Genomic DNA, 18,359 nt, shown 5'->3' on the forward strand with positions numbered 1-18,359 from the left:
GCGTGTCGGCGCGCCGGCGTCCGGCGCACGCCATATGCGGACACAAGGTCCCACCGGCCGGGGCCTGTTGGTGCTGCGGTAGCACCCCGTTGGCAGAGAGGCCGCCGGTGCGGGGATGATGTCCGCGGCGCGTCCATGCCGTGGCCGGTTTCCGCCACGCGGCAGACAATCGCAGGTCCGGGGAGGGTTTCGTTGCTTGGAGCGATAGGGCTCGACGAGAAACAGGAGTCGGCGTACCGCGCGCTGGTCGCGCTCGGGGCCGCGGAGATCGCCGATCTCGCACACCGGCTCGCGCTGCCGGAGCCGGACACGGAGCGGGCCCTGCGGCGGCTGGAGCAGCAGGGGCTCGCCGCCCAGTCGTCGGCGCGGACCGGCCGTTGGGTCGCCGCGCCGCCCGGTGTCGCGCTCGGCGCGCTGCTGACGCGGCAGCGTCACGGGCTGGAGCAGGCCGAGCTGGCGGCGGCGGTGCTCGCGAAGGAGTACCGGGCCGAGTCCGAGGAGCCGGACGTCCACGATCTGGTCGAGGTGGTGACGGGGGCGGGCGCAGTCGTGCACCGGTCCGCCCAGCTGCGGCTCGGTGCGACGAAGGAGGTCTGCGCACTGGTCACCGGCAGACCCGCTGCCACCGGCCTGGACGGCGACGCGCAGGAGAACGCCGCGGCGCGGGGCGTGGCGTACCGGGTCGTCGTCGAGCGCGAGGTGCTGACGATGCCCGGCGGGATCGCCGAGCTGTCAGCCGCGTTGGGCCGTGGCGCGCAGGTCCGGGTGGTCGACCGGGTGCCGACGAAGCTCGTCGTCGCCGACGGCGGTCTCGCGATGGTGCCTCTGACGGGCCGCGGCGCCGAGCCCGCCGCGCTCGTCGTGCACGCCGGCGGACTGCTGGAGTCCCTGACGGCGCTCTTCGAGGCGGTGTGGCGGGACGCCCTGCCTCTGCGGCTGGGGGCGGGCGGCCAGGGCGTCGAGGAGGACGCGTACGGTCCGGACGCCACCGATCTGGAGGTCCTGTCTCTGCTGCTGGCCGGGATGACCGACGCGAGCGTCGCCAAGCAGCTCGATCTGGGGCTGCGCACCGTGCAGCGCCGGGTGAAGGGGCTGATGGAGCTGGCCGGTGTGACGACCCGGCTGCAGCTGGGCTGGCACGCGTACGAGAAGGGCTGGGTGGCGCGCGACCTGCACGAACACCTCTGATCCTGCACTCTGGGCATGTGGGCGTGTGGCAGCTGCTGATGGTCGTCGGGGTGATGCTGCTGGGCGTCTGCGGGGTGATCGTCCCGGGTGTTCCGGGGACGTGGCTGGTGTGGGCGGCGATCCTGTGGTGGTCGTTGCAGGTGCAGACCGGCCTCGCGTGGTTCCTGCTCGTCGGTGCGACGGCGCTCCTGCTGCTCGACCAGGTCGTCGTCTGGCTGCTGCCGGCCCGCCGTCTGCGCGGCGTGGGCATCACGCGCCGTATGGCCACGTACGCGGGTCTGGGGGCCGTCGTGGGTTTCTGCCTCATCCCCGTCGTCGGCGCGGTCCCCGGTTTCGTCGCCGGCATCTACGGCACGGAGCGGGTGCGCCTCGGCGGCCACGGTCCGGCGAAGGCGTCGACCCGCACGGTGATGCGGGCGGCGGGCACGAGCGTGCTGGTGGAGCTCATCGGGTGCCTGCTGGTCGTCGGGGCGTGGGTGGGAGTGGTGGTGGCGGGATCGTAGACCCGCCACCACCTCCGGGGCCGGCAGGGTCGTAGGGCCGTCACCACCACCCCCGGGGCGCCGGTCAGCGCAGGCGGCCGCGCTTGGCCTCCATGGCCGCCCGCCCCGCCGCGCCCTTCATCTTCCAGTCGCGCCGGATCTCGGCCCGCAGCCGCGCGTCCGTCTTGGCCACGATCCGCTGGTTCTCGCGGATGAGCTTGCGGTAGCTGTCCAGCCGCCGCTCCGGCAGCGCGCCGTCCTCGATCGCGCCGAGGACGGCGCACCCGGGCTCCGCCTCGTGCGCGCAGTCGTGGAAGCGGCACTGCTCGGCGAGTTCCTCGATCTCGGAGAACACCTGGTTCACACCGGTCTCCGCGTCCCACAGCCCCACGCCCCGCAGTCCGGGGGTGTCGATGAGGACTCCCCCGCCGGGCAGGACGAGCAGGTTGCGGGTGGTGGTGGTGTGGCGGCCCTTGCCGTCCATGTCCCGGGTCGCCCGGACGTCCATGACGTCCTCGCCGAGCAGGGCGTTGGCCAGGGTGGACTTGCCCGCGCCGGACGTGCCGACGAGGACGCTGGTGCCGTCGGCGACGATCGCCCTGAGCACCTCGACGCCCTCTCCCGAGGTGGAGCTGATGGGCAGCACCTGGACGCCGGGCGCGGTGGTCTCGACGTCCTGCACGAGGTACGACAGGCCGGTGACGTCCGGTACGAGGTCGGCCTTGGTGAGGACGACGAGCGGCTGCGCACCGGACTCCCAGGCCAGCGCGAGGAAGCGTTCGATCCGCCCGAGGTCGAGTTCGACCGCGAGCGAGACGCAGATGACGATGTGGTCGATGTTGGTGGCCAGTACCTGGCCCTCCGACCGCTTGGACGACGTCGACCGCACGATGGCGGTGCGCCGCGGCAGCAGGGTCCGTACGAAGCGCGGATCGCCGCCGGGGTCGACGGCCACCCAGTCGCCGGTGCACACGACCCGCATCGGGTCGCGGGGCGTGACGAACTCGGTGTCCGCGCGCACCGCACCCGCCGGGGTGATCAGGTCGCACTGGCCGCGGTCGACCCGCAGGACCCGGCCGGGCAGCAGCCCCTGCGCGGCGTACGGGGCGAACTCGGCCTCCCGGTCCGCGTCCCAGCCGTAGGAGGCGAGCGCGTCGTGGGCGGCGGATTCGGAAGAGGACATGCCGGACGAAGTGGTGAACGACGAGGACATGTTGGACGAAGCGTGGGACAAGGGGGAACCCTTCGAAGGGGTGGCCCCGGCGGCGCGCGCCTGCGCGCGGAGAAATCGAGTGGTGTCAGCCGGAGACCACAGGGGTGGAAACGATGAACTCCTGAGTGCGGGCAGCGCCCGGCGCCGTGACAGTCATCAATGTCCTCACCTCCTGCTTCTTCTCAACGCACCGACGTCCGCCCCTTCCGGAACGGCTGAACAGCACCATAGCCCCACCCCTGGACACGACACCACCGATTAAACGACGGTTACAGCCGGGAGCCCGGGGACAGCCGGCGGTAGTCGGTCCGGGCCTCCTCCTCCAGCCAGCCGTTCACGCTCGCCAGGCCGCGTTCGTTGATCTGCGCGTCGTGGATGCCGATGGCCCGCTCCGGCCGGACCGCACGTACGAAGTCGATGGCCTCGCCCGTCTTCATCCAGGACGCCTGCAACGGCACCATCAAGGTCTCCACCGGGGCGTCGGGCACGTGGAGGGAGTCCCCGGGGTGGTAGAGGCTGCCCTCGACCAGGTAGCCGAGGTTCGCGCAGTCCGGCAGGGTTCCGTAGATGCGCGCGTGCCTGCCGCCGTGCGCCGTGATCCGGAAGCCGGCCGCGGTGAACTGCTCCCCCCGCGCTCACCTCGACGGTGTCGAGCTCGGGCAGGACCGCCCCCTTGGGGACGTGCACCGGAACGCCCAGGCCGGCCTGTCTCGACACGTCGATGTGGTCGACGTGTTCGTGGGTCACCAGCACCGCGTCCGCGCCCCGCAGGGCGCGAGGCTCACTCCAGATGCCGGGATCGATCACCAGGACCCCGAGGTCCTCTCGCTCCAGCCGCACGCAGGAATGGGTGTACTTGGTGAGGCGCATGCGCGTGACGTTACGTTCGGACAACGTGTGCGGCAACGCCTCTACGGACACGGCGAAGGGAGGCCGGCACGCTCGCCGGGCCGATGCCGACGGGCAGCACCACCGCCCCGTCCGCGGCCGCCCGCGCTCAGGCCGTCTCCGGGGCCCGCCGGGTCCGCGTCCATGCGAGAAGGTGGTCCGCCGTCCAGGTGTTGACGACCCGTCCGGCCGGTACGCCGCACTCCTCGGCGCGTTCGCAGCCGATGATCTGCCAGTCCAGCTGGCCGGGGGCGTGCGCATCGGTGTCGACGGCGAAGAGGGCGCCCGCGTCGAGGGCGCGCCTCAGCAGCCGGCGGGGCGGGTCGCGGCGTTCGGGGCGGCTGTTGATCTCCACGGCGGTGCCGTGCTCGGCGCAGGCGGCGAAGACCTGGTCGGCGTCGAACTGCGACTCGGGCCGCTTTCCCCGGCCGCCGGTGATCAGCCGCCCGGTGCAGTGGCCGAGCACGTCGGTGAGCGGGTTCTCGACCGCGCGGAGCATCCGCCGGGTCATCGCGGCGGAGTCCATGCGGAGCTTGGAGTGGACGGAGGCGACGACGAGATCGAGCCGGTCCAGCAGCTCGGGTTCCTGGTCGAGGGAGCCGTCGGGGAGGATGTCGCACTCGATGCCGGTCAGCAGCCGGAAGGGCGCCCACTGCTCGTTGAGCTCGGCCACGACGTCGAGTTGCGCGCGCAGCCGCTCCGCGGTCAGCCCGCGGGCGACGGTGAGGGTCGGCGAGTGGTCGGTGAGGACGGCCCACTCGTGGCCGATCGCGGCGGCGGTGCGGCCCATCTCGTCGATGGGGCTGCCGCCGTCGGACCAGTCGGAGTGCAGGTGGCAGTCGCCGCGGAGGGCCGCGCGCAGGGCGCTGCCGCCACCGGCGAGCGGCTTGCCGGCCTCTTCCTCGAGCCGCCGCAGATACGCGGGGGTGCCGCCGGCGAGGGCCTCCTCGATCACCCGGGCGGTCTTGGGGCCGATGCCCTTCATTTTGACGAGCGTCCCGGCGGCGGCCCGGTCGGCGATCTCCTGCGTCTCGAGACCCGCGAGCGCCGCGGCGGCGGTTCTGAAGGCCCGTACGCGATAGGTCTCGGCCAGCGACCGCTCCAGGAGGAACGCGACCCGGTCCAGCGCCTCCACCGGTTCCATCGTCACCTCCCTGGCCCTACCTCAGGTCACCTCGGCTCAGCCCAGTGAACACCGGCGCCGACGGGCCGTCCAACGCTGGGAGAACCCCGCCTGAACCCAGCCAGACCTTTCAATCAACGGTTCAAGTATTCAGCGACCTCACATTTCGTTGATCAACGACGTTGAACGTCTTTCTTCGGCCGATTCCCTGGGCTACTGAACTGCTGGTCAGCCACCACTCCCCGGTCACCGCCTGCCCACCGGGCGTCACGACACGTGACCGAAACCGTGCGCAGGAGCGCGCGTTCTTCACCATGGTGAGCAAGACTCCCGTCCGATTTCCGAAACACCGATCCAGGGGAGTGTTCGAAATGCGGTACATCGCCAGAGGACTCGCACTCGCGGCCACCACCACGCTGGCCCTCGTCGCGGCACCCGCCGCCGTCGGCAGCGCGGGCGCCGCGACGAGCGGCGCGGAAAGCCTCTACGCACCGTCGGCCCTCGCGCTGACCGTCACGGCGGGGGACGACGCGGCAACCGGTACGGTCCTGCGCGCGGTGACCCTGGGCTGCACGCCCACGGCCACGGGAACCCACCCCGACCCGGAGGCGGCCTGTGCGGAACTGCGTGCCGCCGACGGCCGCTTCGACGCCGTCACCACGCGGGACTCCGGAGTCATGTGCACCAAGGAGTGGGAGCCGGTGACGGTGACCGCGGACGGCGTGTGGAACGGCAAGCGCGTCAGCTACAGCCACACGTTCGGCAACGCGTGCGTCCAGGGCAGCAGCAGCGGCACGGTCTTCGCCTTCTGAGACGCGCAGGCGGGCGGTCGCGGGTTCTTCCCGCGACCGCCCGCCTGTCGGGCGTGGCCCGCCCGCTGCGCTCAGGCGCCCGGCGGCATCCGCGAGGGGCGGCCGGCGCCCCTGGTCAGGAGGTAACCGCCCACACCGGCGAGGGCGGCGAGCAGCCCTCCGACGCCGGTCCACACCCAGCGGTCGGACCACCAGCCGGAGGACCGGTCCAGGGCCACCACCTCCTCGTTGCGCCGCTCTTCGGCGGACACACCCGGCACCAGCGGCTCGGCGAGCGCGCCGTCGACCGCGTACGCGCCGCCGACGTCCTTCGACACCGCCTCGACCTCGGCCGCCACCGGCAGGCCGAGATCCTCCTCGGGGAGAGCGGTCACCGTCAGGCGCACGTAGTAACTGCCGGGCAGCGGGTCGTTCGACCACGGCTCGGCGAGCGAACGCACCGGCCGCAGGGTGCACGACAGCTCCACGGAGCCGGCGTCTGCGGCGGCCGTCCGGGCCTGCATGCCGTACATGCATGCCTGGCGGCGGCGGAGCCCGTCGTAGACGTCGATCCGCCACGTCGAGGCGCCGTGCCGCTGCGCCGACTCGGGCAGCGTGACCCGGGCCCGCACGGTGGGCCGTTGCTCGGCGTCGGCGGGGAACACCCAGTACAGGTAGTCACCGCTGGACGCGTTCGCCGTGGCCTTCTGGTCCTGCTCGATGGGGGTGGCCGTACGGAAGGTGGTGCCGGCCTCCGTGGGGGCGCCCTCGTCCCCGCTCGGGCTCGGCGACGGGTCGTCCGCGAGGGCGGCGCCCACCGGGCCGAGCAGGGCGGCGGCGGTCAGCGCCGCTGCCGTCAGTACGCGTACGACACGCATCAGTTGGTCCTCCATACGGCGACACGCCAGCGCGAAACCCAGCCCCAGAGCAGCCCGGCGACAAAGCCGGTGAGCACCAGGAAGCCCAGCAGCCACCAGCCGCGGCCGAGGCCGAACGCGGCCACGTCCGAGGCCTCCTCGGGTGCGCCGACCAGGTCGACGGTGAGCTCGACGGGCATGCCGGGCTCGGTCTTGACGGCCGGCGGCGCGGAGAACGAGTTGCTCACCTGCAGGCACACCGTCTCCGCGGCCGGCCTGACGCTGTCGGCGTCCTCGAGCTCCGGCTTCGGGTAGCGCAGACCGGTCGAGACGAGGTCGGTACGGCCGTCGCCGGCCTCCGAGCCCCGTACGATCTCCCGGCCGTGGACGGTGACGGCGCGCAGCAGTACGCCGTAGTCCTTGTTCACCGCGCGGTCGGCACCGATGCTCACCGAGGCGCGCAGCTCCTGACCGGGCAGCACGTCGACCCGGTACCAGCGGTGCTCGCCGAACTTCTCCCGGTCCGTGTAGAGACCGGGCTCCAGCTGCGGCGCGTCGGCGCACTGACCGGCGCCCTGCGTGGCCACGGGCGTGACCACCGGGTCGGCGGCGCGGTCCACCAACTGGCTGACGCGGTCGGACAGTTCGTCCGTGTGCTGTACCGAGGTGTACGTACCGCCGGTCGCCTCGGCGATGCACCTCAGCTGCGCGCGGGTCTTGGCGTCGGGCACCAGGCCGAGCGTGTCGATGACGAGGTGGATGCCCTTGGCCGCGATCTCCCGCGCGATCTCGCACGGGTCGAGGGGCGCGCAGGTGTCCTCGCCGTCGGTGATCAGCACGATCCGGCGGGTCGCGTCACCGCCCTCCAGGTCCTCCGCGGCGCCCAGCAGCGCCGGGCCGATCGGCGTCCAGCCGGTGGGCGCCAGCGTGGCGACGGCCGTCTTCGCCTCCGTACGGTCCAACGGCCCCACCGGGTAGAGCTGCCGGGTGTCCTTGCAGCCGCGCTTGCGGTCCTCGCCGGGGTAGTCGGCGCCGAGCGTCCGGATGCCGAGCTGTACCTCCTCCGGCACGGCATCCAGTACCTCGTTGAACGCCTGCTTCGCGGCGGCCATCCGGCTCTTGCCGTCGATGTCGCGGGTCCGCATCGAGCCGCTGACGTCCAGCACGAGCTCGACCTTGGGGGCTTCCTCGGTCGCCGGTTCGTCGGCGACGGCGGGGGCCGGGGCGAGCCCGGCGATCAGCACGGCGAGCACGGCGAGGGCGCCGGCCGCCGGCCATCTTCTTGTGATCATCGGCGGATCGTATTGGCGATCCCCCACGTATCCAAACCGAGCCCCCCAACCCCCACCGCCCGGGCCGGGGTTACGCCTCGGGGCAGGGCCGGGTCCGTGCGCCGGCGTCCGGGCCGCTCCAGCCTGTGGTTCGTGATGATCCGTGAGGCAGAGTGGGGGCATGCCTGCCTACGAGACGATGCCCTTCCGCCTGGAGACCGAGCGGCTGATACTGCGGCCGTGGGTCGAGTCGGACGCCGCCGAGTTCTCCGCCCTGCTCTCCGAACGCGGCGACGGGACGCCCACGGTTGAGCACATCCGGACGGCCATCGCGAAGCTGCTCACCGCGACGGCGACGACGGGGATCGCCCTGCTGCCCATACAGCGCCGGGACGAAGGGGACTTCATCGGGTACTGCGGGTTGATCATCGGCCGCTCCACCCTGGAGGAGCCCGAGATCGCGTACGAGTTGTTCCAGCGCGCGCATGGGCGTGGCTACGCCACCGAGGCGGCCCGTGCGGTGCTCGATGCCGCTGTGGCGACCGGGCGGAAACGGCTCTGGTCGACCGTCGCCACGTGGAACGCACCGTCGCTCCGGGTCCTGGAGAAGCTCGGGTTCGAGCGGGATCACGTGACCATGGAGGACAACGGGGAAGTCGTGTGGCTCACCCGCTCGTTGCCCTGACGCGGGGTCGTGGGACGGGGTGTCCGCAAGCCGCCCCCGGCCCGGTCAGCCCTTCGTCGCCGACGCGTGGGTCGTGTCCGGGGAGGGAGGGGACGGCGGGGTGGCGGGAGACGGCGGGTTGCGGCGGAGGAGGCGGCGGGCCAGGGGTTCCGTGAAGCGGGCCGTCAGCGGGCCGACGATGACCAGGATCAGGACGTACGCCGTCGCCAGCGGACCGATCCGCGGTTCGACGCCCACCGCCAGGCCCGCGATGACGATCGAGAACTCGCCGCGCGCGACGAGCGCCCCGCCCGCCCGCAGGCGTCCGCGGGGGCCGATGCCCGCGCGGCGGGCCGCGTACCACCCCGTGGCGATCTTCGTCAGGGCGGTGACGAACGCGAGGATCAGCGCGGGCACGATGACCGGCGGAATGGCCGCGGGGTCGGTCGACAGACCGAAGAAGACGAAGAAGACCGCGGCGAACAGGTCACGCAGCGGCGCGAGCAGATTGTGCGCGCCCTCGGCGACCTCGCCGGAGAGCGCGATGCCGACGAGGAACGCGCCGACGGCGGCGGACACCTGGAGTTCCTGCGCGATGCCGGCGACGAAGAGGGTGAGGCCCAGGACGACCAGGAGCAGCATCTCGGGGTTGTCGGAGGAGACGGCCCGGCTGATGAGGCGGCCGTGCCGCAGGGCGGCGTACAGGACGATGCCGACGGTGCCGAGCGAGATCAGCAGGGTGAGGCTGCCGCCGGCCAGGCTGAGTCCGGCGAGCAGCGCGGTCAGCAGCGGCAGGTAGACGGCCATGGCGAGGTCCTCGATGACGAGGACGCCGAGGATGACCGGTGTCTCACGGTTGCCGAGCCGGCCGAGATCGCCGAGGACCTTCGCGATGACACCGGACGAGGAGATCCAGGTGACGCCGGCGAGGGCGACCGCGGCCACCGCCCCCCAGCCGAGGAGGAGTGCCGCCACCGCGCCGGGCAGGGCGTTGAGGACGAAGTCGACGAGGCCCGACGGGTACTGCGTCTTGAGGTTGGTGACGAGCTCCGAGGCGCTGTACTCGAGCCCGAGGAGGAGCAGCAGGAGGATCACGCCGATCTCGGCGCCGGTCGCGATGAACTCCTCGCTGGCGTTCATCGGCAGCAGTCCGCCGTGGCCGAAGGCGAGCCCCGCGAGCAGGTACAGCGGGATGGGCGAGAACCCGATGCGTCCGGCGAGCCGGCCGAGCAGGCCCAGGGCGAGGATGACGGCCCCGAGTTCGATGAGCAGCGCGGTGGTGTCGTGCACGGGTCTTTATCCTCCGGTGATCAGTTCGGCAACCGCGTCGACGCCTTCACGCGTGCCGACGACGACGAGCGTGTCGCCGATGGCGAAGCGGAAGTCCGGGGCGGGCGAGGGGAACGCCGCGGTGCGACGCAGTACGGCGACGATGGACGCGCCTGTGCGGGTGCGCGCCCGGGTGTCGGCGAGGAGCCGTCCGGCGTAGGGGGACCGTTTCGTGACGGGGATCTGTTCCGTGACGAGGTCGATCTCGAGGTGCTGGGAGAGGTCGGCGACCGGGTCGGGGACGAGGAGCTTGGACAGCGCGGTCGCCTCGTGGGGGGCGAGGGCGGCGGCGTCCTTGCAGTTGTCGTCGTCCTCGGGGTCGTGGAAGGCGAGGATGCGACGGCCGTCCTGGTGCACGACGACGGACAGATGGGCGCCGGCGCCGGTCTTGAGGTCGTACCTCGCCCCGACTCCCGGCAGGGTCGTTCTGCTGACGTGGGCGGTGGGTTCCATGGGGGGCTCCGTACGGCGGTCGATGGGTGCGGGTGCGGCGCGGGCCCGGGGGTCCGGCTCCGGCGGCCGTCGACGTGCCGGCGACGGCCGCGGGAAGATTTTTTCACCACGTGCCGCGCACCGGCACCCACCGGGCCTGGCCGGGTCGGCCGGCTGCCCGTTCGGCCCGTTCGGGCTGTTCGGTCGTCAGACGCCGGGGGCGGTCCGGCGCCGGTCCGCCGGGCGGCCGCAGCGGACCGGATCCGGCACCCCGTCGCGCGCACGGGCGTCGATACGCGCGGACCTCGGAGCGGAACGCGACAGACCGGTCCGCGGCAGGGCGGCGGACGGCGGACGGGGGCCGTGGCATCCGTGTGCCATCCAGCCCCCTCCGTCCGGCCGGCGCGCAGCACGGCGCCGGTAACCCTCCTGCCACTGAGGCACATCGCGCCGCTCCAGGAGCGATGCAATGACTCGGTAAAGAATCGTACCGCAGGCCAAATGGCCGGAATCTTACGGTTGAGGCGTCATCCGCCGGTCCGCAGATGCGGGCGCCGCCCGAGGAGTTCGGCCGCTCCCCGGCGGGTCGCGGCGACGACCACCCGGTCCTGCGCCCGCAGCACGTACCCGGGGTGGAGGTCCCACACCAGGCCGGTCCCGTCGTTCTCCGGGTCGCGGCGCGAGTACGCGAGGTCCGGCGGGCGCTCGTCGGGCGCGGCGGAGTCGAGGGCCACGATCCGCCACGCGCCGGGCCGGAACGCCTCGGCGACCGTACGTCCCTCCAGCCGCGGGTGCCCGCCCACCTCGACGGCGGCGAAGACCAGCACCTTGCGTTCGACCGGCACGGCGCCGAGGATCTGGCGCCCCATCATGGCCACGGCGAAGGCGGGCGCGGCGAGCGTGGAGACGCTGCGGCTGCGGGTCAGCGCCTCGGGGTGCGCGGCGCGCAGACTGCGGTAGACGGCGGTGGCGAAGTCGTCGTCGTAGACGCGCAGGGCGACCCGGAGGTCGGGTTTGGCGGAGCGCGCGTAGAGGGCCGCTTCGAGGTTGGTGGTGTCGATGCTGGTGAGGGCGAGCAGCGCGTGGGCCCGGTGGATCTTGGCGGCCTCGAGTACGCCTTCCTCCGTGACGTCTCCCAGTACCGTCGGCACCCGCAGCCGGCGGGCGAGCGGGATGCCCCGGGCGTCCGGGTCCTCCTCCACGCACACCACGGGGATGCCCAGTTCGCGCAGCCTCATCAGTACGCGGGTGCCGACCTTGCCGAGGCCCAGCAGCACGACGTGGCCGGACAGTCCGCGCGGGGGCCGGCGGAGGGCTGAGGCGCTGCGGAAGGTGCCGAGGGCCTCCAGTACGGCGGCGACGGTCAGCGGCAGCAGGAGCAGTCCGACCACTCCGGTGAGCAGTTGCAGGATCTGCCGGTCGGCGTCCGCGTCGACGGCGGGGTCGCCGATGCCGAACAGGTCGAGCAGGATCAGGTACATGGCGTGCAGGGGCGTGGTCTCGGTGGCCACGGCGGAGACGAGGGCCAGCGCGACGACGGTGGCGGCGAGCGCGGCGAGCGACCAGCGCAGCCGCCGGGAGAACAGCTGCTTCAGCGGGGCGCCCCGGCCCGCGAGCCGGGCCTGACCGCCGTCGGCCGGGCTGTGGGAGATCGCCTCGAGGACGATGGTGCCGCGGCCGGTGGCCTCCGCGACGCTGCGGTCGTCGGGGAGCAGCCGTGGCCCTTCCTGCCCGCTTCTGTCGGAACCCTCGGCGCCGGCGGGGTCGTTGGTTGTGGACGACAGCAGGGCGAGGGTGCACAGCCCGGGGCCGGCGATCTCTCCGCGGGCGGGCGGGGTGCGTTCGACGGCTCGCAGCAGCAGGCCGTCGGCCTGCACGACCTTGCTGGTGCCGGCCACGGCGGTGGCGGCGAGTGCGGGCGCGGCGGTGTCGGCGTCCGACAGCACGGTGGTGGAGGCGTCGAGGGTGGCGGCGTCCAGGCCGGGGTCGGCCAACGCGGCGGCCTGGTCGAGGAGTTCCTCGAGATGCTGGCCGAGCTTGCGGTTGTAGAGGCGGATCACCAGCCGCAGGCGCGGGTTGAGCCTGCGGGCGGCCAGCGCGGTCCGGATGTTGGTCTCGTCGTCGTCGTACACCAGCGCCAGTGCGGCGGCGTGGCCCACACCGGCCTCGATCAGTGTGTCCTCGCACAGTTCGAGGACTTCGACGACCCGGGGGAGATCCGGCGGCGGGGTGTCGCCGGGGTTGACGGGCGCGGCGGCGGCACGTGTCATGACGGCGGACATCCGGCCGAAGAGCGCGGAGGCCCGGACCCGGCCCGCCGGCTGCGTCTCCGAGCCGCGGGCCGCCGGCGCGGCGGGGACGACGAGCGTGATCCGCTCGCCGTAGACCTCGCGTAGTTCGGTGGCCAGCCGGTGGGCCAGGGCGTCGTCGCCGCACACGATCATATGACCGCCGGCGGTGGGGGGTTGGGCCTGGTGAGGCAGTGAGGAGGACACGCCCCCAGGGTGCCCTGCCCGGTCCGCCGGATACCCCCCGGGGCCTGCGGCAATGCCGGTCGCGCCGTCGTCCGTGCGCGCCCGGCCCGGTAGTTACGCGGAGGCGGCCTCGAGCTCCCCGGCGACGGCGTCGAGGACACGCGCGTGGGCGCGGGCGCTGGGCGGGGTCTCCGGGTTCCACGGCAGGAGCCGCGACCCGGCCGCGACGGCCTCCCAGTCCGGCACACCGTCCAGTCGGGCGACGGGGTGTGCGTTGGACCGTATGTCCGCGAGGACGATGTGCGGTTCCAGCCGCCGGGCGGCGGCCCAGTCGGTGGTGGACCAGTTCGCTCCGGGGCCCGGCTCGGGTTCCACCAGGCCGACTCCGTGCTCCGACAGCGCCCTGAGGTCCGGCCAGGCGCCGGGCCTGGCGAGATGGACGCTGCCGGGGCCCGCCGGCGACAGTGCCAGGACCCGCACACCAGCGGCCGCCCGGGCCGCCTCGCGCAGCCGGGCGCGTGCGGCGGCCAGGCCGGCGGCGGCCGACGGCTCCGGGGCCGCCCCGAGGGAGCGCGCGAGCTCCTCGACCCGGTCCCGTATCGCGTCGAACGAGCGGCCCTGGCCCACGTCGATCACCACGACGGGGACGCGTTCCTCGATGCGCTTGGCCGTGTCCGGGTCCAGGCCGTAGATCTGGTCGGAGCCGTACGCCACGGCCACCACCAGCTCGGGTCCGGCCGCCAGCACGGCGTCGGCGTCGACTCCGGGGCCGGACCCCAGGTACGGGACGCCGTCCAGGGGCAGGTCGCCGGCCTTGGCCGGGTCGGGGCCGGCGCCGTCGTGGGCGGAGCCGAACAGCCCGGCCGGCAGCAGCCCGTGGTCGAACAGCGCGGCCCCCGCCTGTATGTAGGCGACCAGCCGGGCCGGGGTGTGCGGCACGGAGGCGAGCCGGCCGCGGTCGTCGAGGAATTCCCACTGTGTCCGTTGCGCCATGCGGCACGCCCCCACATCGAGCAGTCGTCGGCCCTGTCCGGCCCGTCCCCGACCGTGTGACTGCCCAGCCGCACGGCGGCTCACGCCTCACGGCCGCGGCGGTTTCGCTGCACCGCCGGTCGATGCGGGGCGGCGGCCCCGCCGGTCGGTACGGGGCCGTGTCCCGGCCGGTCAGTGCAGGGCGGCCGCGGGCAGGGACACCTCGAAGCGGCAGCCGCCCGTCACGTTGCTCACCTCGGCGCGGCCGGCGTGGGCCTCGACGATGCCGCGGACGATCGCGAGGCCCAGGCCCGCTCCGGCCGGCGGCGTACGGGCCTGGGAGCCGCGCCAGCCCGTGTCGAACACCCGGGGCAGGTCGTCCTCGGGGATGCCGCCGCAGCCGTCGGTGACGGACAGGACGACCCACCCCTCGCGCCGCTCGGCGGCCACGGCGACGGTCCCGTCGGCCGGGGTCCGGCGGATCGCGTTCACCAGCAGGTTGGCGAGGACCCGGGTCATCTCCTTGCCGTCCACCTCGACCGGCACCGGCTCCACGCCCTCGCCGACGAGGCGCACTCCGTGCTCGCGGGCGAGCGGGTCCGCGCCCGCGAGGGCCTCCCCCACCAGGTCGTAGACCGACATCCGGGTCGGGGACAGCGCGAGCGCACCCGCGTGGATACGGGAGAGCTCGAAGAGGTCGCCGACCATCGAGTTGAGCCGGTCGACCTCGGTGCGGATCTGCCGGAAGTAGCGCTCGGGGTCCTGGACGACACCGTCCTCCAGCGCTTCCGACATGGCGCGCAGCCCGGCGAGCGGGGTACGCAGATCGTGCGAGATCCAGGCGACCAGCTCGCGCCGGGACGTCTCCAGGGCGCGCTCGCGCTCCCTGGACGCGGCGAGCCGGTCGCTCGTCGCCGCGAGTTCCCTGCTGAGGGCGTCCAGTTCGGCGGTGGAGACGCCGCCGGGCGCGGCGAAGGCTCCGCCGTCGCCGAACGAGCGTGCCGCCAGGGTCAGTTCCCGGCTGCGGGCGACCACCCAGCGGCCGAGCAGCAGCGCCGTCGCGAGCGACACGACGGACGCCATCGCCACGACCATGGTGACGACGGTCAGATCGTGGGGCGAGAGGAACATCGCCTGCGCGACCGCCAGGGTGCCGGCGAGCATCGCGGTGACGGTCACGGCCGCGACCACCGTCAGGGAGACGGTGACCGAACGGTGCCGCAGCACCCGCAGTACGAGGGCGCCGACGACGCCGGCCACCGCCGCCCCGGAGAGGGCGTACGCGGCGATGAGGAGCATGTCCCGCACGGCGATCAGCCCTCTTCCGGGACGTCGAAGCGGTAACCGACGCCCCACACCGTCTGGATGAGTTTCGGCTGCCCCGGGTCGTCCTCGATCTTGCCGCGCAGCCGGCGCACATGGACGGTCACGGTCGACAGGTCGCCGAACTCCCAGCCCCACACCTCCTGCATCAGCCGCTCCCTGCCGATCGCCTGGCCCGGGTGCCGCATCAGATGGGCGAGCAGATCGAACTCCCGGAGCGTCAGGGTCAGTTCGCGTCCGTCCTTCACCGCTCGCCGGGCCGCCGGGTCCAGTACGATCCCGGCGGCCGCCAGCTCGGGTCCGGCGCGCCGCTCCCCCGCCGCGGCGCCGCCCCGGCGCAGGACCGACTCCACCCGCAGCACCAGCTCCCGCGGGCTGAACGGCTTGGTCACGTAGTCGTCCGCGCCCACCTCGAGGCCGAGGATGCGGTCGTCCTCGTCGCCACGGGCCGTCAGCATGATCACCGGCACCGGCCGCACCTCGCCGGCCCGCAGCCTGCGGCACACCTCCAGGCCGTCCATGCCGGGCAGCATCAGGTCGAGAACGACCAGGTCGGGGCGGCGTCCGGCGGCGAGCCTGAGCGCCTGGGGGCCGTCCGCTGCCCGGTCCACGGCGAAACCGGCGCGCTCGAGATAGCCGGTGACGACCTCGGAGACCGTCGGATCGTCGTCCACGACGAGGATGCTGTGCATACCGCCAGTGTCCCCGCACGGCGCGCGGCGCGGTCGGGGGGCCGCCTTACGAATCCGTGACGTCCGGTCCGCTGTCCGGCCGGGGTCCGGTCCGCCGTCCGGTCCGGGTCCGGTCGAGGTCCGTTCGACGTCCGATTCGTTCAAGACCGCGGGCCCGGCGCCGTCCTACGTTGGAGCCATGACTCCACGATTCGACGCGGTCGGCCTGGTCGTCAGCGACATGGCCGCCTCACTCGCCTTCTACCGCCGCCTCGGGCTGGACATCCCCGCCGAGGCGGACTCCGCACCGCACGCGGAGGCCGTGCTCCCCGGCGGGCTGCGCCTGCTGTTCGACACCGAGGAGACGGTCCGCTCCTACGACCCCGGCTGGACCCGGCCCACCGGCGGCGAACGCATGGGCCCGGCGTTCCTCTGCGACAGCCCGGCTGAGGTCGACGCGCTCCACGACGAGCTCGTCGCCGCGGGCCACCGCAGCCATCTGAAGCCGTGGGACGCCGTGTGGGGCCAGCGTTACGCGGTCGTGCTCGACCCCGACGGGCTCGGCGTCTCCCTCTTCGCCGACGCGGCGTAGGCGCCGAGGGTCGTCCCGGCCAGTGCGCGCATCTCCCGGGCGAGATGCGCCTGGTCGGCGCAGCCCGCGGCGAGCGCGGCGTCCCCGTACGGGACGCCGCGGCGCACCAGCGTCAGCGCGCGCTGCAGCCGCAGGATGCGGGCCAGCGTCTTGGGGCCGTAGCCGAACGCGTCCAGCGACCGCCGGTGCAGCTGCCGGGCGCTGAGCCCGGCACCGTCGGCGGCCCCGGCCACGGTGCCGCCGGCGTCCAGGTGCCGTACGACGGCGGCCGTCACCGTGTCCGGCGGCCCGCTCCGCTCCAGGGCGATCGCCTCCAGCGCGGCGGCCTCGTCTGCGGCGCCGCCGAGCCGCTCTTCGAGCCTGCGGGCCGGTCCCGCGCCCCACAGGTCGGCCAGCTCGACGCGCCGGTCGCGCAGCTCGTACGCCGGTACGCCGAGCAACCCGGGCGCGGTCCCCGGCGCGAACCGGACGCCCGTCCAGGCGGCCGCGCCGCCGGGCGGGTGGGCGCGGGTGTCGGGCCCGGCGACGATCAGCCGCCCCTGGGACCACAGCAGGTCCATGCAGCCGTCGGGCAGCACGGGGCGCGTCGTTCCGGTCCCGACGGTGCGGGTCCAGACGACGGCGCCGGGGACTCGGGACGGGCGCTCCTCGTACACGCCTCCGAGGCTACGACGGCGGGCGCGTGCCGTTTCCGGGGGTGGGTGCGGCCGGTCTTGTCGGGGCGCTGCCCCGAACCCCGCGCCTCAATCGCCGGCGGGGCTGGAGGTGCCCGGCGGGGCTGATTTCGCGGAGCGAAATCCAGCCCGGCCTGGGGGCACCTCCCACGGCCCCCAGGCCGTAGGGGGAGATTGAGGCCACCGCGCGAAGCGCGGTACGGGGCCCGGGCGAAGCCCGGCCCGCCCACCCAGCGGCCCCCACGCCCCCACACCCCACCCCTACTCCCGCCCGTTCTCCCGCCCGTTCTCGCGCGTCGTGTGCAGCCGCGCCCGTACGTCGTCCACCGGCAGGAACTTGGACCAGCGTTCCGGGAACTCGGACGGCATGTCGCCGCCGCCCTCCTCGTCCGCGTCGGTGTCGCCGTACATCTCCGCCGCCCGCGCCCGCGCGAGGAGCTGCGCGGCGTCCGCGGCGCGGGCGCGTTCGTTCGCGGCGCGGGCCGCCGCCGTGGCGGCCGCAGGCCAGACGCGGTCGATCGCCGCGTTGACCGCGGCGCCGACGAGGACGGCGAAGGCCGAGATGCCGATCCACAGCAGGAAGGCGATGGGCGCGGCGAGGGAGCCGTAGATCGTGGGGCCCTCGACCGTGTTGGTCAGGTAGATGCGCAGCAGGAAGCTGCCGAGGACCCACATGCCGAGCGCCACGAGCGCGCCGGGCACGTCCTCGACCCAGGGCGAGCGCACGGGCACGGACACGTGGTACAGCGTCGTCAGGAAGGCGATGGAGAGCAGGATGACGACCGGCCAGTACAGGACGCGGACCACTTCCGTGCCGAAGGGCAGGAGCTCCACGACCCGGTCGGGGCCGACGACGGCGAGCGGCAGCACGACCGCGCCGATCAGCAGCGCCACGAGGTAGAGCAGGAAGGCGAGGAGCCGGGTGGCGACGATGCCGCGGTGCCCGTCGAGCCCGTACATGACGGTGATGGTGTCGATGAAGACGTTGACGGCGCGGGAGCCGGACCACAGGGCGATGGCGAAGCCGATGGAGATGATGTCGGGCCGGCCGCCCTGGGTGACGTCCTCCAGCAGCGGCTTGGCGATGTCGTCGACGCCGCGGTCGGACAGCACGGTGCCGACGGCGGTGAGGATGTTCTCCTCGATGGAGGCGACGGTGGTGGTGCTGGTCCAGTCGTCGATGTAGCCGAGCAGGCCGATCAGACCGAGCATCAGCGGCGGCACGGACAGCAGGGTGAAGAACGCCGCTTCCGCCGCGAGGCCGAGGATGCGGTACTCGATGCCCGAGTTGACGGTGTCCTTCAGCAGCAGCCACGCCATCTTCCGCTTCGAGACGTTGCGGTAGAGGACTCGGGCCCGGTGGAGCCGGCCCGTGGGCCGCTCGGGTGTTTCGTTTGCTGCCTGCACGTCTTTAC

17 protein-coding genes and 1 pseudogene are annotated in these 18,359 nt (G+C 73.5%); 5 read left to right on the plus strand and 13 right to left on the minus strand.

From position 1 onward, the window contains the following. The first annotated feature begins 192 nt into the window (after positions 1 to 192). Positions 193 to 1,188, plus strand: coding sequence for a helix-turn-helix domain-containing protein (locus ACWD01_RS10675; RefSeq protein ID WP_451160224.1), 996 nt, complete (start codon positions 193 to 195; stop codon positions 1,186 to 1,188). Positions 1,189 to 1,205: 17 nt separating this feature from the next. After that, positions 1,206 to 1,691 carry a DUF456 domain-containing protein gene (locus tag ACWD01_RS10680; protein ID WP_451160226.1) on the plus strand — a complete coding sequence of 162 codons (486 nt, stop codon included), beginning with the start codon at positions 1,206 to 1,208 and terminating at the stop codon, positions 1,689 to 1,691. Between the two features lie 64 nt (positions 1,692 to 1,755). Here ACWD01_RS10680 and rsgA read toward each other — a convergent pair whose 3' ends face one another. From rsgA to ACWD01_RS10695, 3 genes and pseudogenes are all read right to left on the minus strand, one after another. After that, entirely contained in the window at positions 1,756 to 2,853 is a 1,098-nt protein-coding gene (gene rsgA, locus ACWD01_RS10685; RefSeq protein ID WP_451160228.1) for a ribosome small subunit-dependent GTPase A, read from the minus strand. Between the two features lie 299 nt (positions 2,854 to 3,152). Further along, a pseudogene (locus ACWD01_RS10690) lies at positions 3,153 to 3,753 on the minus strand (MBL fold metallo-hydrolase). Between the two features lie 127 nt (positions 3,754 to 3,880). Further along, a complete protein-coding gene (locus ACWD01_RS10695; RefSeq protein WP_451160230.1) occupies positions 3,881 to 4,915 on the minus strand; it encodes a PHP domain-containing protein in 1,035 nt (344 codons plus the stop codon). A 350-nt stretch (positions 4,916 to 5,265) separates the two neighbouring features. Between ACWD01_RS10695 and ACWD01_RS10700 the strand changes: the two genes are divergently transcribed. Continuing rightward, positions 5,266 to 5,706, plus strand: a complete 441-nt coding sequence (locus ACWD01_RS10700; protein ID WP_451160232.1) for a subtilase-type protease inhibitor — start codon at positions 5,266 to 5,268, stop codon at positions 5,704 to 5,706. A 71-nt stretch (positions 5,707 to 5,777) separates the two neighbouring features. On the opposite strand, the gene ACWD01_RS10705 is transcribed toward ACWD01_RS10700, so the two are convergent. Then, positions 5,778 to 6,563, minus strand: coding sequence for a hypothetical protein (locus ACWD01_RS10705; RefSeq protein WP_451160234.1), 786 nt, complete (start codon positions 6,561 to 6,563; stop codon positions 5,778 to 5,780). Further along, a complete protein-coding gene (locus ACWD01_RS10710) occupies positions 6,563 to 7,834 on the minus strand; it encodes a VWA domain-containing protein (RefSeq protein WP_451160236.1) in 1,272 nt (423 codons plus the stop codon). Before ACWD01_RS10710 ends, ACWD01_RS10705 begins: the two co-directional genes overlap by 1 nt. 160 nt (positions 7,835 to 7,994) lie before the next feature. Here ACWD01_RS10710 and ACWD01_RS10715 point away from each other — a divergent pair, with 160 nt between their 5' ends. Next, a complete protein-coding gene (locus ACWD01_RS10715) occupies positions 7,995 to 8,498 on the plus strand; it encodes a GNAT family N-acetyltransferase (RefSeq protein WP_451160238.1) in 504 nt (167 codons plus the stop codon). A 45-nt stretch (positions 8,499 to 8,543) separates the two neighbouring features. Here the strand turns inward: ACWD01_RS10715 and ACWD01_RS10720 are convergent, their stop codons facing one another. The 6 genes from ACWD01_RS10720 to ACWD01_RS10745 form a co-directional block, all read right to left on the minus strand. Beyond that, positions 8,544 to 9,767, minus strand: a complete 1,224-nt coding sequence (locus tag ACWD01_RS10720; RefSeq protein WP_451160240.1) for a cation:proton antiporter — start codon at positions 9,765 to 9,767, stop codon at positions 8,544 to 8,546. Positions 9,768 to 9,773: 6 nt separating this feature from the next. Then, on the minus strand, positions 9,774 to 10,259 hold the full coding sequence (locus ACWD01_RS10725) for a cation:proton antiporter regulatory subunit (RefSeq protein ID WP_451160242.1): 486 nt from the start codon (positions 10,257 to 10,259) through the stop codon (positions 9,774 to 9,776). 506 nt (positions 10,260 to 10,765) lie between these two features. After that, a complete protein-coding gene (locus ACWD01_RS10730; protein ID WP_451160302.1) occupies positions 10,766 to 12,682 on the minus strand; it encodes an NAD-binding protein in 1,917 nt (638 codons plus the stop codon). A gap of 144 nt (positions 12,683 to 12,826) precedes the next feature. Next, positions 12,827 to 13,705: an ABC transporter substrate-binding protein gene (locus ACWD01_RS10735; protein WP_451160244.1), complete on the minus strand. Its 879-nt coding sequence runs from the start codon at positions 13,703 to 13,705 to the stop codon at positions 12,827 to 12,829. A gap of 171 nt (positions 13,706 to 13,876) precedes the next feature. Continuing rightward, positions 13,877 to 14,992: a sensor histidine kinase gene (locus ACWD01_RS10740; protein ID WP_451160246.1), complete on the minus strand. Its 1,116-nt coding sequence runs from the start codon at positions 14,990 to 14,992 to the stop codon at positions 13,877 to 13,879. Positions 14,993 to 14,997: 5 nt separating this feature from the next. Next, complete coding sequence (locus tag ACWD01_RS10745) at positions 14,998 to 15,699, minus strand: response regulator transcription factor (RefSeq protein ID WP_451160248.1); 702 nt, start codon at positions 15,697 to 15,699, stop codon at positions 14,998 to 15,000. Between the two features lie 178 nt (positions 15,700 to 15,877). On the opposite strand from ACWD01_RS10745, the gene ACWD01_RS10750 reads away from it, so the two are divergent. Continuing rightward, the gene (locus tag ACWD01_RS10750) at positions 15,878 to 16,270 is read left to right on the plus strand and encodes a VOC family protein (RefSeq protein WP_451160250.1); all 393 of its coding nucleotides are present in this window, start codon (positions 15,878 to 15,880) and stop codon (positions 16,268 to 16,270) included. Here the strand turns inward: ACWD01_RS10750 and ACWD01_RS10755 are convergent. Beyond that, positions 16,210 to 16,926, minus strand: a complete 717-nt coding sequence (locus ACWD01_RS10755; RefSeq protein ID WP_451160252.1) for a helix-turn-helix domain-containing protein — start codon at positions 16,924 to 16,926, stop codon at positions 16,210 to 16,212. The genes ACWD01_RS10750 and ACWD01_RS10755 overlap by 61 nt on opposite strands. Positions 16,927 to 17,205: 279 nt before the next feature. Continuing rightward, complete coding sequence (locus tag ACWD01_RS10760) at positions 17,206 to 18,351, minus strand: YihY/virulence factor BrkB family protein (RefSeq protein WP_451160254.1); 1,146 nt, start codon at positions 18,349 to 18,351, stop codon at positions 17,206 to 17,208. Positions 18,352 to 18,359: the final 8 nt, after the last annotated feature.

The sequence above is a fragment of the Streptomyces sp. NPDC002835 genome (assembly GCF_053591995.1).

What these genes read in the sequence shown, in the direction of transcription:
- ACWD01_RS10745 (WP_451160248.1), bottom strand. Translation starts at nt 15,699, where the DNA reads ATGCACAGCATCCTCGTCGTGGACGACGATCCGACGGTCTCCGAGGTC.
- ACWD01_RS10695 (WP_451160230.1), bottom strand. Translation starts at nt 4,915, where the DNA reads ATGGAACCGGTGGAGGCGCTGGACCGGGTCGCGTTCCTCCTGGAGCGG.
- ACWD01_RS10700 (WP_451160232.1), top strand. Translation starts at nt 5,266, where the DNA reads ATGCGGTACATCGCCAGAGGACTCGCACTCGCGGCCACCACCACGCTG.
- ACWD01_RS10735 (WP_451160244.1), bottom strand. Translation starts at nt 13,705, where the DNA reads ATGGCGCAACGGACACAGTGGGAATTCCTCGACGACCGCGGCCGGCTC.
- ACWD01_RS10730 (WP_451160302.1), bottom strand. Translation starts at nt 12,682, where the DNA reads ATGATCGTGTGCGGCGACGACGCCCTGGCCCACCGGCTGGCCACCGAA.
- ACWD01_RS10715 (WP_451160238.1), top strand. Translation starts at nt 7,995, where the DNA reads ATGCCTGCCTACGAGACGATGCCCTTCCGCCTGGAGACCGAGCGGCTG.
- ACWD01_RS10725 (WP_451160242.1), bottom strand. Translation starts at nt 10,259, where the DNA reads ATGGAACCCACCGCCCACGTCAGCAGAACGACCCTGCCGGGAGTCGGG.
- rsgA (WP_451160228.1), bottom strand. Translation starts at nt 2,853, where the DNA reads ATGTCCTCTTCCGAATCCGCCGCCCACGACGCGCTCGCCTCCTACGGC.
- ACWD01_RS10750 (WP_451160250.1), top strand. Translation starts at nt 15,878, where the DNA reads ATGACTCCACGATTCGACGCGGTCGGCCTGGTCGTCAGCGACATGGCC.
- ACWD01_RS10710 (WP_451160236.1), bottom strand. Translation starts at nt 7,834, where the DNA reads ATGATCACAAGAAGATGGCCGGCGGCCGGCGCCCTCGCCGTGCTCGCC.
- ACWD01_RS10705 (WP_451160234.1), bottom strand. Translation starts at nt 6,563, where the DNA reads ATGCGTGTCGTACGCGTACTGACGGCAGCGGCGCTGACCGCCGCCGCC.